Annotated in this window: 14 protein-coding genes; 6 read left to right on the forward strand and 8 right to left on the reverse strand. The window is 43.5% G+C overall.

Annotation, left to right across the window (positions count from 1 at the left end; translation table 11 throughout):
• Positions 1-442: 442 nt before the first annotated feature.
• The gene (locus tag L3V36_RS06790) at positions 443-2,368 is read right to left on the reverse strand and encodes a monovalent cation:proton antiporter-2 (CPA2) family protein (protein WP_208774727.1); all 1,926 of its coding nucleotides are present in this window, start codon (positions 2,366-2,368) and stop codon (positions 443-445) included.
• 3 nt (positions 2,369-2,371) lie between these two features.
• Positions 2,372-2,986, reverse strand: a complete 615-nt coding sequence (locus L3V36_RS06795; protein WP_017060908.1) for an NAD(P)H-dependent oxidoreductase — start codon at positions 2,984-2,986, stop codon at positions 2,372-2,374.
• 303 nt (positions 2,987-3,289) lie between these two features.
• Between L3V36_RS06795 and L3V36_RS06800 the strand changes: the two genes are divergently transcribed.
• Positions 3,290-4,366: a beta-eliminating lyase-related protein gene (locus L3V36_RS06800; protein WP_004730223.1), complete on the forward strand. Its 1,077-nt coding sequence runs from the start codon at positions 3,290-3,292 to the stop codon at positions 4,364-4,366.
• Between the two features lie 142 nt (positions 4,367-4,508).
• On the opposite strand, the gene L3V36_RS23865 is transcribed toward L3V36_RS06800, so the two are convergent.
• Positions 4,509-4,634, reverse strand: coding sequence for a hypothetical protein (locus L3V36_RS23865; protein ID WP_017060906.1), 126 nt, complete (start codon positions 4,632-4,634; stop codon positions 4,509-4,511).
• Positions 4,635-4,890: 256 nt separating this feature from the next.
• Between L3V36_RS23865 and L3V36_RS06805 the strand changes: the two genes are divergently transcribed.
• Entirely contained in the window at positions 4,891-5,325 is a 435-nt protein-coding gene (locus L3V36_RS06805; RefSeq protein WP_004730224.1) for a YccF domain-containing protein, read from the forward strand.
• Positions 5,326-5,502: 177 nt separating this feature from the next.
• Here the strand turns inward: L3V36_RS06805 and L3V36_RS06810 are convergent, their stop codons facing one another.
• From L3V36_RS06810 to L3V36_RS06820, 3 genes are all read right to left on the reverse strand, one after another.
• Positions 5,503-6,426: a hypothetical protein gene (locus tag L3V36_RS06810; RefSeq protein ID WP_076646044.1), complete on the reverse strand. Its 924-nt coding sequence runs from the start codon at positions 6,424-6,426 to the stop codon at positions 5,503-5,505.
• Positions 6,427-6,641: 215 nt separating this feature from the next.
• The gene (gene yiaY, locus L3V36_RS06815; RefSeq protein WP_004730228.1) at positions 6,642-7,790 is read right to left on the reverse strand and encodes an L-threonine dehydrogenase; all 1,149 of its coding nucleotides are present in this window, start codon (positions 7,788-7,790) and stop codon (positions 6,642-6,644) included.
• 260 nt (positions 7,791-8,050) lie between these two features.
• Positions 8,051-8,203 (reverse strand): hypothetical protein, encoded by a 153-nt coding sequence (locus tag L3V36_RS06820; RefSeq protein ID WP_004730229.1) that lies wholly within the window; start codon positions 8,201-8,203, stop codon positions 8,051-8,053.
• Positions 8,204-8,428: 225 nt separating this feature from the next.
• On the opposite strand from L3V36_RS06820, the gene yjjG reads away from it, so the two are divergent.
• Positions 8,429-9,103 (forward strand): pyrimidine 5'-nucleotidase, encoded by a 675-nt coding sequence (yjjG, locus tag L3V36_RS06825; RefSeq protein ID WP_004730231.1) that lies wholly within the window; start codon positions 8,429-8,431, stop codon positions 9,101-9,103.
• Between the two features lie 323 nt (positions 9,104-9,426).
• Entirely contained in the window at positions 9,427-10,356 is a 930-nt protein-coding gene (yddG, locus tag L3V36_RS06830; protein ID WP_017094955.1) for an aromatic amino acid DMT transporter YddG, read from the forward strand.
• 50 nt (positions 10,357-10,406) lie between these two features.
• Here yddG and L3V36_RS06835 read toward each other — a convergent pair whose 3' ends face one another.
• Positions 10,407-11,303: a cation diffusion facilitator family transporter gene (locus L3V36_RS06835; RefSeq protein WP_017094954.1), complete on the reverse strand. Its 897-nt coding sequence runs from the start codon at positions 11,301-11,303 to the stop codon at positions 10,407-10,409.
• Between the two features lie 309 nt (positions 11,304-11,612).
• Between L3V36_RS06835 and L3V36_RS06840 the strand changes: the two genes are divergently transcribed.
• Positions 11,613-11,963 (forward strand): hypothetical protein, encoded by a 351-nt coding sequence (locus L3V36_RS06840; protein WP_017094953.1) that lies wholly within the window; start codon positions 11,613-11,615, stop codon positions 11,961-11,963.
• Positions 11,964-12,024: 61 nt separating this feature from the next.
• Here the strand turns inward: L3V36_RS06840 and L3V36_RS06845 are convergent, their stop codons facing one another.
• On the reverse strand, positions 12,025-12,903 hold the full coding sequence (locus tag L3V36_RS06845) for a LysR family transcriptional regulator (protein WP_004730238.1): 879 nt from the start codon (positions 12,901-12,903) through the stop codon (positions 12,025-12,027).
• A 161-nt stretch (positions 12,904-13,064) separates the two neighbouring features.
• On the opposite strand from L3V36_RS06845, the gene L3V36_RS06850 reads away from it, so the two are divergent.
• On the forward strand, positions 13,065-13,664 hold the full coding sequence (locus L3V36_RS06850; RefSeq protein ID WP_004730240.1) for a methyltransferase: 600 nt from the start codon (positions 13,065-13,067) through the stop codon (positions 13,662-13,664).
• Positions 13,665-13,790 lie beyond the last annotated feature (126 nt).

A 13,790-nucleotide genomic window follows, 5' to 3' on the forward strand; every position in this document is an offset into this window, starting at 1 on the left:
TTTTGAAATGTTTATGTTAATTTTAACGGGTTGAATTTGTGAATGCGGCGCAATACTTATTTGCGTGGTGAATGGTTGGGTTGGGGCTTGTGCAGCGTATTTAGATATATGCAATGTAACTCAAGCCTTAGAGGGTGGTTGCTATGAATTGGGGCGATGATTGAACGACTTAAATGAGTGCATATATAGCCATGTTTATGGTGTGGTTTATGCGAGGTTGGAATGTTTCAATAATGTAAAAAGTGAATTCACTTTTGCCATGTGGTCAGAAATTAAAAATTTTAGCTAGATCACATAAATCTTTCGGATTACGAGTTCTAGCACCCGCTACTCATGCTCATTTGACGTTTTGTAGGGGGGCAATGAAAGAAAAAGCGGCCTAAATAGCCGCTTTTGATGGTTGCCTAGTATGGTTATCTAGCGCCGTTATTTAGAGTTCTGCTTAGGACTCTTCTTCCTCAAAGCCATCAGCATAGCCTTTCGGTGGCGGTGTCCAACCTCGTTCAGATCGAGAGTGCTTGTCTGAACGGTCTTTTTTCATATCTTCTTTCATTGCTTCTTCAAGGTGAATGAAGATTTGTCGGTAGTTGTTGTCGTAGCGCGGGTTCTCTTCTGCCTCAGACCAAGCTTGGTAGAGCTTTTCAGACTTACGGCTTTCAACACGTTGATACGTCGATTTCTGTTGTTCAACAAAGAATGGGTGATGACCCAAAGAACGCAAGGCTTCTGCACCCATTTCAAGAGCTGAATGGTAGGTCTCTGATTCCACAAAGTCTGCACCCGCTTCTCTTAAGCGGTAGCTATGACCACGGTCGAATGCACGCGCTAAGACTTTCACTTTAGGGTAGTTGTGTTTAACGTATTTGACCAATTCAACACTTGAGTCTTGGTTGTCGATAGCCACAACCAACATCGCGGCTTCTTCGATACCAGCGGTATGCAATAAGTCATGACGAGTCGCATCACCAAAGTAAGATTTGATGTTGATTGAACGTAGCAAGTCGACTTGATTAGCTTGATGATCCAAAACCACAGTGTTGACGTCATTCGATACCAATAAGCGGTTAACAATCTGACCGAATCGGCCAATACCAGCAATGATCACCGTACCTTTCTCTTCGATGGTATCTTCTTCACGATCGTTAGACTTTTGCTCGTAACGAGGAAGTATCACTTTATCAAATAGAATGAATAACCCTGGTGTTAGGAACATTGAAAGTGCAACAACCAACGACAGTGTTTGAACAATATCGGCTGGCAGTACATGGTTTTGGGATGAGAAGCTCAGTAGGACAAAACCGAATTCACCGGCTTGCGCCAAGCTCAATGTAAACAACCATCGGTCGCTATTTCTGATTTTAAATATCAGAGCCAGTGTGAATAGCACCAAGGCTTTGAGTAGCATTACGCCAAGGGTGAGGCCAATTATCAAACCAAAGTCGTTGAATAGGACATCAAAGTTGATGCCTGCACCTACGGTAATAAAGAACAAGCCAAGTAGTAGCCCTTTAAACGGGTCGATATTAGACTCAAGTTCGTGGCGGAATTCACTGTTGGCTAATACCACACCCGCAAGGAAGGTACCCAAAGCCGGTGATAGGCCGACTAGGCTCATTAGTGCAGCAATACCAATTACCAACATCAGTGCGGTTGCAGTGAAGATTTCACGCAGACCTGAGCTTGCAACAAAGCGGAACAGTGGACGACTCAAGAAGTGCCCACCGACAACAACAATCGCAATAGATGCCGTGATCACAAGGCCATAAGCCCAACCGGGTAGGCCAGCAACGAGACTTAACTCTTCATGGTGATCAGAAGCTGAAGCGACCGCGCTTTGTGCAGCTTCAATTAATTCTGGCAACGCTAATAGAGGAATGAACGCCAACATAGGAATGACGGCAATATCTTGGAAAAGCAGCACAGAGAAAGCGTTCTTGCCCCCTTCAGTTTTGGACAACCCTTTTTCATTGAATGTTTGTAGAACAATCGCGGTTGATGACAGTGCGAAGATCAAACCGATGGTGAGTGCTATCGTCCAAGGCTGCCCGAAGTATAGGGCAATACCCATAACAATCGCGGTAGTGCCGCCAACTTGCAGGCCACCCAGTCCCATAAGACGGTTTCTCATTGCCCAAAGCATCTTAGGCTCAAGTTCAAGCCCGACTAAGAACAGCATCATCACTACGCCGAATTCGGCAAAGTGTTGAATGGTTGTCGTCTCTTCGCCAACCAAACCGATAATTGGGCCAATCACAACACCTGCAATGAGGTAACCAAGCACAGATCCGAGACCAAGCCTTTTGGCGATAGGGACCGCGATGACTGCGGCAAGCAAATAGATAAATGCTTGTAGAAAATATCCTGTCATGATTTAACCTCTGCTCATCAGTTCATCAACGTAATGGTTTAGCTTTTCAGCCTTGCTTGCCTTTTTAAGGTCGACTTCGCCCGCAACAAAAGCCTCTAAAAGCGTTTTATAGCTGTTTACGTGATCTTGAATTCGGCCTTCTTCCAACGCAGTACGTGAACCAAACAAAGCCAATGGAGCCAAGTAGTTCATACCGCACAAAGATGCCGTTTGTTCGATTGGGTGAAGCAGTTCACGTATGGTGAAGTGGTTATAGCCATCAGTTTGATAAGCATCTTTCTTGCCACCAGCGGTGATACTGCATAACAAGCTTTTACCTTGCAGTTCATTACCGTCGGTGCCATAAGCAAAACCGTACTCGAGAACAAGGTCTTGCCATTCTTTAAGAATCGCGGGTGTTGAGTACCAATATAGTGGGAACTGAAAAATGATGATGTCATGGTCCAACAGGCGTTTCTGTTCACGGTCGATATTGATCTTGAAGGTTGGGTACTCAGCATAGAGGTCGACACAGGTAACCCCGTTAATGCGTTTGGCTTGTTCAAATAAGGGTTTGTTAGCTTCAGAGCGATGCTGAGAAGGGTGGGCGAATAGCACCAAGACTCGATTTTTCGACATATAGCCCTCTTTGTCCATTAACGAATAATATTTATTGGAATTATAGATATACAATAATAGAAGAATGGTTGAACAACAACGAATTAGCCCATACTTATCTATTTAGATGCGTGTGTTTTTAGGTACTTAATTATATAAAACATCCGTCAATTTGAGTATTTCCGGTACAAGCCGCCGATGACTGAGTAAAACTAATTATTCACGAATAGTAAAAGCGAATATGGGCATTTTATGTCACCGTTGGTGGGTAACGTAAATAATCCAATAACCCTACATAGAACGATAATGAATAAAGGAAAAACTATGAGCATGGACTTGCGTCAACAATGTGATTTGTTGCTTTCCGGTCACCTAGAACCGACTCCAGCACAAACATTCGCTCAGATGGCTGAATGGTGTGAGGCACATAATGTGAGCCATGATAGCTACGGCGATGGTGAGTTTATCGAGAGCTTCGAAAACAAAGTCGCGGAACTGCTAGGTTATGAAGCGGCTGTATTTGTGATTACTGGCACCATGAATCAACCAACAGCATTAGAAATTGCGTGCCAAGAGAAAAGAAACCCAGTAGTGGCGATGCATGAATCGAGTCATATTATGCGTCATGAACGCCAAGGGTATCAGCTCCAAAACCGCTTCAACGTACTTCCAGTCGGCAACGTATTTCGTACTTGGAATGTTGATGACTTAAAGGCGTGGCCTGATGAGATTGCAGCCGCTCTATATGAATTACCGATGCGTGAAATCGGCGGCCAATTACCAGAATGGGATGAGCTTGAAGCGATCAAGCAGTACTGCAAAGAACAATCAATTCACCTTCATATGGATGGTGCGCGTTTGTGGGAATGCGGCGCGTATTACCAAAAACCATACAGCGAAATTGCCAAGGGTTTTGATAGTGCCTATGTTTCGCTTTATAAGGGGCTGAACGGTCTCGGTGGTTCACTGTTACTGGGTGATAAAGCCTTTGTGGCGAAAGCATCTGCGTGGATGAAGCGTCAAGGCGGCAATGTTTATCACCGAACGCCTTATGTGGTTTCAGCTGCAATGCAGTTTGATGAGCGATTAGAGTTGATGCCATCACTGTTTGAGCGAACAAAACAGATCTACCAAATCTTATTAGACTATCCTCAGTTCACTGTTAATCCGCAGCAACCGCAGGTCAACATGCTTCACCTATATTTACCTGTGAGCTATGAAGACGGCATTATTGTGAGAGATAACATAGCGAAGAAACACAAGATTTGGATAGGAAACCCAGCGATCAGTGAGTTGCCAAACCAATGTAAGATTGAATGGTATGTAGGGGATAACTTACTAAATTTGCCTGATCATGAGCTGATAGACATTCTAGATTTTATTAGCGAAGAGCTGATTTGATTAACGAAGAGCTGATTTAATCACGGAAGAGTTGAGTTGATTACAGAAGAGCTGACTGAAGAAGAACTGATCTAATTGGAACTGAAATGGATACAGGAAAGGGTTCTTATATCCATTTATATAGCTAGGATGTCCGGCTCTGTTACATATACTGGTTGATGTACACGTCGACTAAGAACATGAACACTGGGACTGTGCTGAGAAGTCCGAAGAAGACGATTGGCACCCAGTTTTTCATTTTCTTTTTAGGTTGCTCAGTGTTGTTCATAAATTCGGCCTTCAATTAGTTGTTGTAGCTATTGTAGCTGTTTAGCTTTGTGGTACTAAAAATCTAAGAGCATGGTATCAAATAAAATCGATGAGCCCTATGTGGATTTGGCGTTTCGTGGTGTGTATCAATCACATAAAATGTAAGTGATTCATAAACGGTTCATAAAGGTTCAACAATAATGAACCTATTAGAACAAGTATTGCCTTACTCGGCATATGAAATAAACAGTATTACAAGATTTGGAGAATACAGAATGAAAACAATAGGAAACATCATTTGGTTTCTGTTCGGTGGCGTATTTATGGGACTAGCTTGGTGGTTCTTCGGACTGCTCGCATTCCTTACCATCGTTGGTATTCCATGGGGTAGAGCGTGTTTTGTTATGGGTAACTTCTCATTCTTCCCATTTGGTCAGGAAGCGATTTCGCGTGACGAGCTTACCAATGAAATGGACATCGGTACGAGCCCGCTAGGCGTGATTGGTAACGTGATTTGGTTCTTATTTGCGGGTATCTGGCTAGCAATCGGTCACATCATGTCAGCTGTGGCGTGTTTCATTACCATCATCGGTATTCCGTTCGCGATTCAACACCTTAAGCTCGCGGTTATCTCGCTGGCGCCAATCGGTAAGACGGTTGTCGATAAACGTGAAGCAGAAGCGGCGCGAGTAAGAAATTACAAAGGTTAAGGTTGCAGTCTACGCCTTGATTGAACTGAAAAAGCACATCGCATGATGTGCTTTTTTTGTGCCTCTGTTCTTATCTCTCGATGCTTATATCTCAAACACTAACTAGGCGTTGGTGAGCTAGATACTGTTGAACTATACGTTGTTGAACTCAACATTATAGAGCTACACATTATTGAGCTACACATTGTTGAACAGGACTTCAAGCCGAAGGGTGATGTTGGCTTCTTCGGTATGTTTCTCATAGGGTTCTCGTTCCCATTGATAACGAGGGATGAGTTCGTAGAACAGCCACTCTTTCCATACGTTTTGTCGGTAGGTAACCGAAACCTGAGCGTATTCGTAATGATTATGAGGCTCATCCGTTGCATTAATTGTAGCGCTATATTGAAGTGCTTGGTCTTGGGCAAGGTAGTGATACAAGGTTAATCCCGTACCATAGTTCCAACCTTTGAGATCGTCGTTGTACCCTGCAAAGCTTGACCATCGAGCTAAGAAATCATCACTTAAAGAAAGATCAAAATCGACGTCAGTGATCTCGCCAGTTTCTTGTTTTTCTTGATATACCCGCTGGGTAAGTCTGAATACCACATCGGTTGTGAGAGGGTAGGTAAAACGATAGCGAGCTTCAATACGCGGTCGTAATGTCGCCTTAATATTGAAGCTGCTGTAACCTTTGGCATAAGCGTCGTAACGCAGACCTAACGCACTGTCCAATTCATCTGAATCATTCGGAAAAAAATCCAAGAACTCTTCATCGCTGACAGACTCGTAGATCAACTTTAGGCGTTTACTCACAAAGGGAAGATGCAGACGCGCCTTGAGTTTTGTTGAGTAGTCGACCTCGCCACCTTCCGAGTAAATAAAATCGTTATACCAACGGACGGACGTGCCAGCTCTGGCATCTTCGGTAATGCGGTCATCAACAAAAAAACTGTCAAACCACAGAGCGGGTTGGCAAAATTTACTGTTCAGGAAATGGTAAGCCTTTTCGACAGGGGCGTCTTCTAACGGCTGACTGTGGCACTCATTTTGCTCCTCTGCTTGAGCGGAGTATGCAAGAAGTGATGCTAATAATGAGGTGCTAGCTATCTTACGGCTCAATGGAACCTGTTTGTCATTCTATATATCAATAGTTTAACTATAACTAAGCGATTGCAACAATGCGACTTTTTCGTGATTAGTGATTAGTGATTAGTGATTAGTGTTTAGTGGCTAGTAGAAAAGGAAAAGATTTGAAAGGCATGGGACAGAAAAGAGAAAACGGGCTCAGAGTTGAGCCCGTTTGTGTTAGCTATAAAAAGTGACTTGTATTTAGATTACATTGCCGCTTCGAAGATTGCTGAAATCTCTTCGTGTGTCGCTTGTTTAGGGTTAGTGAAACCACAAGCATCTTTCAGTGCATTGTCAGACAGCGTTGGGATATCTTCTAGCTTCGCACCAAGTTGCGCGATACCTGTTGGGATGTTCACGTCGTTTGCAAGTTGAACAATCGCGTTGATTGCTGCTTCTGCGCCTTGCTCTGCTGTCATACCTTCAACATTCACACCCATTGCTTTTGCCACATCACGCAGACGCTCAGGACAAACTTGTGCGTTGTAGCGTTGAACGTGTGGAAGCAAGATAGCGTTACATACACCGTGAGGAAGGTCGTAGAAACCGCCTAGTTGGTGCGCCATTGCGTGAACGTAACCTAGTGAAGCGTTGTTGAAAGCCATACCCGCCATGAACTGTGCGTAAGCCATTTGCTCACGAGCTTCAATGTCTTCGCCGTGCGCTACCGCTGTTCTTAGGTGTGCTTGCACAAGCTCGATTGCTTTAATTGCTACAGCGTCTGTAATTGGCGTTGCTGCGATAGAAACATAAGCTTCGATTGCGTGCGTTAACGCGTCCATGCCTGTTGCAGCAGTTAATGATGCAGGTTTAGCAAGCATCAACTCAGGATCGTTTACTGAGATTAGTGGTGTTGTGTGCTTATCCACAATAGCCATCTTAATGTGACGAGCTTCGTCAGTAATGATGCAGAAACGTGTCATTTCAGATGCAGTACCAGCCGTGGTGTTGATAGCGATCAATGGCATCATTGGCTTTTCAGATTGGTCTACGCCTTCGTAATCAGCAATCTTGCCGCCGTTAGAAGCAACCAGAGCGATACCTTTTGCACAGTCATGTGGAGAACCGCCACCTAGAGAAACAACAAAATCACAATTGTTGTCAGTCAGTAATTCAAGGCCATCGTTCACGTTAGTAATGGTTGGGTTTGGTTGAGTACCGTCGAATATAACTGCGTCTACGCCGCGTTGGCTAAGAAGATCTTGTACCTGCTTAACTACGCCAATTTGATTCAGGATCTTATCCGTAACGATCAGACCTTTTTTGAATCCTTGAGATTGGATGCTATCAGCAGCATCTTTCAAACAGCCAGTACCCATGAAGTTGATTGTAGGGATGTAAAATGCAGTAGACATTGGAAAACTCCGTTAATTATGATTTTTAATTTCCTACATGTTGTCGGCATTCAAGTGGTCGACCATTGATCTGGAACAACTTTGATTCCGAACTACCACTTTGTGGCTAGTCGTTGTGATAGGGCTCATATAGCAATCGTTTTCATGGATTTTGGCTGTGTTCTTTGTCAGTAATGGATAGTGATAAATTGATTCAACTAAGAGCAAAATGGTGCTCTATAACAATGAAAAGTAAGGTTTTTCATTGAAAGCTGCTCTAGTTAGGCTTGTGTCGACTTTTTATCTGAGTCATCACTGCATTCAATTTGAGGTTCTTGTGACTCTTCAGAATCAAGCGTGTCTTCTGGCTCCTCGTCATAGTATTTGACAAGAAAAGGGGTGAGCATGACAGATGACGGTAAAAAGTGCTTCATAGTACCTCCCGGTACCTAAGTGTATTTCTTGTATGGTATTGGTTTAATATGTGGCAAAATTTGCGATACATCATGACTTGTGGCTTGTTTTCTATAAATTATTAGATTTATATACAGGCTCACAAAATTGAGGGTAAAGTGATGCTCCGCCCTTTGAGGCAACGATAAAAACAACGACAAAAACAGTGCATGCACTGCTCAACAGCGCGAATAATAGGAAATAAAATGAAGTACGATTGGATATTCTTTGATGCAGATGAAACCTTGTTCCATTTTGATGCTTATCAAGGAATGAAGCTGATGTTTTCTCGCTTTGGTGTGGATTTCAGCGAGCAAGATTATTCGGCTTATCAAAAGGTTAACTTACCACTTTGGGTCGATTACCAAGATGGTCGCATTACCGCAGACCAACTGAAACATACGCGCTTCGAAAGCTGGGCTGAGAAACTAGAGACAACAACTGCTGCTTTAAACAGTGCATTTTTAACGGCGATGGCGGACATCTGTTCTTTATTACCGGGTGCACAAGAGTTGGTGGAGTCTTTAAAAGGCAAAGTGAACATGGGCATCATCACTAACGGTTTTACAGAGTTGCAGTCAATCCGTTTAGAGCGCACAGGAATGACGGATTACTTTGATCACGTGATTATTTCTGAAGAGGTTGGGGTAGCAAAACCGGATGCCGAGATTTTTGAATATGCGCATAAGCTGGTTGGATTGCCATCGAAACAAAGAATATTGATGGTCGGGGATAACCCACATTCAGATATTCTAGGCGGACTCGATTTTGGCATTGAAACTTGCTGGTTAAACAGTCAAGAAAAGGCAACGCCAGCAGGCATCAACCCTCACTATCAAGTGAAGTCTCTGGCTGACTTGCAAGCTCTGCTGTTGGCTTAGTTAATAGTTAATAGTTAATAGTTAATAGTTAATAGTTAATAGTTAATAGTTAACAACTGACTGCTACTAGCGAGTACGCAATCATAATCGGTTGATTTCGTTAATTGACCAATGCTTTGCAAATTGATTGATGATTCGTAGATTCGTAAGTTGATTGATGCTTCGTTAATTGATTGATGCTTCGTTAATTGATTGGTGCTTTGAAAATTGATAGATGCTTTGTAAACAAAGTGTTGATGGCCGAGTACGAAAATGTACTCGGCCAATTATTTTGAACTTGGTTTTACCATAGAGTGACCATCAAAACAGATAAAGGAAGAGGCGTGCTGAAATCTCATCGTTATAGCTGCTACGGTATTATCGCCATTTTATTATGGAGCTGTTTGATTGCTCTGTCTCGTAGTGTCTCAGAACAGCTAGGTCCAATTGGTGGCGCGGCCAGCCTTTACACGGTGAGTGCGCTGTTGTTGGTCTGTGTTATGGGGTTACCAAAGCTGTCACGTTTTTCTAAGTCTTACCTGCTGATTGGCGGTGCCTTGTTCGTTTGTTATGAGATCTTCTTGGCTCTGGCTTTGGGAATGGCGAATAGCCGACATCAAGCGATAGAGATGGCAGTAATCAACTACCTGTGGCCGGCACTGACGGTGTTGTTTGCGGTGTTGCTGAGCGACAAGAAGATTAACTGGTTGGTTTATCCAAGTATCTTTTTGGCATTCTTCGGTGTGGCTTGGAGCATCAGTGGTGACCAAGGTCTATCTGTTGATCAAATTGCTGCCAACATTGCGACTAATCCTAAAACCTATTCTATGGCGTTTTTTGGTGCGATTATTTGGGCTGTTTACTGCAACTACACCCAGCGCGTTGCTAAAGGACAAAATGCGATTGTGCTTTTCTTTATCGCTACGGCAATCACTCTGTGGATCAAATACGCATTGAGTGATGAAACAGGCATGGTAATGACAACGAGTGCGGCGATTGATTTAGCGTTAGCTGGCGCTTGTATGGGCGCAGGCTATGCGCTATGGAATACGGCAATTCTGGGTGGCAATATGGTATTTCTTGCAACCATGTCGTATTTTACGCCAATCTTCGCAACCGTACTCTCTTCGTTGATTTTGGGCTTGTCATTGACCATGACATTTTGGCAGGGCGTTTGTATGGTAACCGTTGGTTCACTCGCTTGCTGGTGGGTAACAAGAGAAAAGCTGACGGCAAAGGCGTCGGCTTCTAAAAAGGCTCAATCTCACTCTTAATCTGAGTTTATGTTCTCGGGTGAGGTGTGTCCTCGTTTACTGTGGAAAACTTAACTCGCGACATTGAGATTCAATTGAAGCTCATAAGGCATCTTAGATAGGCGTCGCTTAAGCTGGCGGCGCGTTCGCTCAATATCATCGACCGCAATCGCTTGTTGGTCGTTGGTATGAATATCAACATTGATTCTTAATTCAGGACCAACTTTAGTCACACCCATTAGCTCCAAATCTTGGTCCGCATCTTTGTCTACCGCGACAACATTCTTATCTACCGCGTCACAAATATCTTTGGTTGCCGACATCATTAGTAGTTCACGCATTGCTTCACGCAACATGTCGAACGGCACTTTGATGAAGTAGAAAGACATCAGCAACATCATCATTGGGTCGGCATATACCGCGTATTCAGCAAACGGAGAGTAAGCCACCAACCAAGCAACAACGAAACCTGCCGTAACTGCCACGCTCAAAAGCGTATCCATCTGCCACTGCTTAGACTCTGCCTGAATCAGACCTGAAGAAATACGCTTGCTCTTGTTAGCGATGTACCACCAAGCGTAACCACAACCCAACACGTTGAAAATACCAAACAGAGTCGCGATAGAAGCATCAACTTCACGACCACCTGTCATCAGAGCACCAATCGCAGAGTAAAGCGAATAACCGACCACAAGCAGAATCACAATCGCTTTAATCGCGATTACGATTGGCTCAATGATTGCTCGACCGAACGGGAACTCCCTATCTGATGGGCGATTAATGTATTTCGAGGCAGCTAGTGACAATAAAGTTAGCAGTAAGCTGATAAGAGAATAGACACCGTCAAATACTATGACCAGAGAGCCAACGAGAAGACCCAACACCAATCCGCCAACTGCGAAGCCTGATGCTAAAAGGGCTGAGAACAATAGTACTCGATTTTCGTTTTGGCTTTTCCTGTCACACATAAAATTTTCCAGATGTTTTTGATAACTTCATTGTTCTAATATTGAGCTAACTTTACAAACTTTATCTGATGATGTTTATATTTTAGTAACTCGTTTTATATTCAAGCTGTTATTATTCAATCGCTTATTGGTAATTTTCGGTGTCAGTAAAATTGACGTTGAGTGTTTCTTGGGGATGGTGTGCAACTGAAATAGGATCGTTTATGATTAATAAAACACATTAGTCGCTAGGGTTTCATTGATTTCCTAGACTCTGCTGAGACTGAGACTGAGACTGCACGGATTGGAATGGACAAGGAATGGATCAATATGAAGTTTGACGATATCAGTGATAACGAATTGTGGGTGATTGCTAACCCGATCATGGATAACTTGATGGACGGTTCAACTAAGGTTGATCATGCGCAACACTCTCGAGACTTTACCCAAAGGATGAAAGACATTGTTACGCCGGAATATTTAGAAAAGGTATGTCACCATTATCAACACAGCAATGGCTTTTTTGCTGAACGAAAGCAGGTCGCACTATTTAGACGCTCAGATTCTATCGCCTTTGTGTGGAAGCAAGCGTATACCATTGCGAAAGGCGAGTTTGTGGCTGAAATGGTGTTGGTTGAAGAAGACGGACGCTATTTAGTTGATCATGTGATGGTCTTTTAAAGAGAGGGCTTTCTATTTGTTAGATGATTTTAAGTGTCGAGATAGAACATTGTCTGACACTTTAAAAATCAAACAAGTAATCGCTGATCTGATCCGCTAACCAATTCATACCAGGGTGTTCTGCCATACCTGCCGCGGTAAACATACAGTAGTCTTCTTGTGTTAAGCCGTACGTGTGTTTGATCACTGCTAGCTCTTGTTCACGCAATAAATGGCGAATCAATGGTTCTGGCATTACGCCCCACGCCTCTTCACGCAAAATTGTATCCAACATGAAGTCAAAGCTAGAGAAGCCAATATAACGGCGAGAGAAGGGCTCAAGCTCAGGATTATCCTTCTCATTGAGATAAACCATGGTCGCTTGCATCGAATTTCTCAATACTTCATCCGATACTCGTCGCATCGCACTCAGATCATGTCCTTTCTTACACACAGACATCATTCGAATCTTACCAAGTGGATTGTAGATAATTCTTGGGTCATCGACACGTTCGTAATCGACGCCAAATGCGAAGTCGACTTGCTGAGTTTCAACCAAGTTAGCTAAGTCGCCACTCGACGCGAGAACGAAGTTGAATGAGGTAGAAGGGTACTTGTTATTTAAGGCGTGAGATAAATCCTGCCACATTCCATCGGGTAGGGAGTCATCTCGTGCAATCCAAATTTCCGCGTTAAATTCACCTGAAACATGCAAGCAGGTCTGTTTAATACGCGCTGCTGTCACCAACAAGCCTTCGCAATCTTTGTAAATGGCTTTGCCCGCTTCAGAAAGTTCAACGTGGTTTCCGCTGCGTACGAACAGCTCGACATCTAACTCTTTTTCCAAGGCTTTAATCGACATGCTGAGTTTGGTTCGGTTGCATTCTAGCTGGCGTGCAGCTTCAGACACTGATCCTAAATCAGCAACGGAACAAAAGGCTTGGACTTGAGAAAGGTTCATTTCATTTCCATATTGAGCGTGGGTCGGTGCATATTATCTGAATATTGTGCTGACTATCTTAGAAATAGTCCATCTTTGCATGATAACTCTATGACGAATTGACTAATTTGGTTTATTCTGGGGAAGTTCCGAACCTACAAGAAGTAAAGATGGAGGCCATGATGGCGAAACAATGGGACGAGTACGCCGTTGATTGGGATAAAGATCCCGCGACCGCAGTATTCGCACAGTCCGTATTTGACCAGTTAACACCGCTCGTTGATTTAAACGGAACCCGTGTCCTTGATTTTGGTTGTGGTACAGGACTACTCAGCCAGAAAATATCTCCTTTAGCAAAAGAGATCATCGCACTTGATATCTCTGAAGGGATGATTGAAGAGTTAGATAAGAAAGAGTTACCCAACGTTGAACCGGTTGTTGATCTTTTATCGCGCGGGCTTGCAGCGCAGCATCCAGCATTCAGAAACCAGTTTGACCTAGTGGTAGCCTCTTCGGTGTGTGGTTTTATCCCGAACCTACAAGACACAGTCAGTCTGATTTACACGCTGCTTGAAAACGACGGCACGTTTGTACACTGGGATTGGTACTTAGAGAACGACAGCGAAGACTACGGTGTAAGCCAACAGCGCTCAGAGAATGTATTGAGTGCAGCTGGCTTTGCAGTGGTTGAAGTATCAACGCCGTTCTCGATCAACACTCCACAAGGAGAGTTAAAGGTATTGATGGGTGTTGGACGCAAACAAGTGCTTCCTCATCTGTAATCCTGTGTATGCCTAGAGCTAGCCTCGGTAATGCTCATCTAAAATAACGAAACCCACATCAACGATCTTAAGGTCAGTTATGTGGGTTTTCTATTTTTAGTCGTTTGTGTTTCAAACAGGCGAGCC

Source organism: Vibrio sp. G-C-1, assembly GCF_021728015.1.
In the GTDB taxonomy this organism is placed as follows: Bacteria; Pseudomonadota; Gammaproteobacteria; order Enterobacterales; family Vibrionaceae; genus Vibrio; species Vibrio splendidus.

Bases quoted from the DNA above. Each gene is read 5' to 3' on its own strand.
- L3V36_RS06800 (WP_004730223.1), top strand. From the start codon at position 3,290: ATGAGCATGGACTTGCGTCAACAATGTGATTTGTTGCTTTCCGGTCAC.
- L3V36_RS06835 (WP_017094954.1), bottom strand. From the start codon at position 11,303: ATGTGTGACAGGAAAAGCCAAAACGAAAATCGAGTACTATTGTTCTCA.
- L3V36_RS06845 (WP_004730238.1), bottom strand. From the start codon at position 12,903: ATGAACCTTTCTCAAGTCCAAGCCTTTTGTTCCGTTGCTGATTTAGGA.
- L3V36_RS06840 (WP_017094953.1), top strand. From the start codon at position 11,613: ATGAAGTTTGACGATATCAGTGATAACGAATTGTGGGTGATTGCTAAC.
- L3V36_RS06820 (WP_004730229.1), bottom strand. From the start codon at position 8,203: ATGAAGCACTTTTTACCGTCATCTGTCATGCTCACCCCTTTTCTTGTC.
- L3V36_RS06850 (WP_004730240.1), top strand. From the start codon at position 13,065: ATGGCGAAACAATGGGACGAGTACGCCGTTGATTGGGATAAAGATCCC.
- L3V36_RS06795 (WP_017060908.1), bottom strand. From the start codon at position 2,986: ATGTCGAAAAATCGAGTCTTGGTGCTATTCGCCCACCCTTCTCAGCAT.
- L3V36_RS23865 (WP_017060906.1), bottom strand. From the start codon at position 4,634: ATGAACAACACTGAGCAACCTAAAAAGAAAATGAAAAACTGGGTGCCA.
- L3V36_RS06790 (WP_208774727.1), bottom strand. From the start codon at position 2,368: ATGACAGGATATTTTCTACAAGCATTTATCTATTTGCTTGCCGCAGTC.
- yiaY (WP_004730228.1), bottom strand. From the start codon at position 7,790: ATGTCTACTGCATTTTACATCCCTACAATCAACTTCATGGGTACTGGC.
- L3V36_RS06805 (WP_004730224.1), top strand. From the start codon at position 4,891: ATGAAAACAATAGGAAACATCATTTGGTTTCTGTTCGGTGGCGTATTT.
- yjjG (WP_004730231.1), top strand. From the start codon at position 8,429: ATGAAGTACGATTGGATATTCTTTGATGCAGATGAAACCTTGTTCCAT.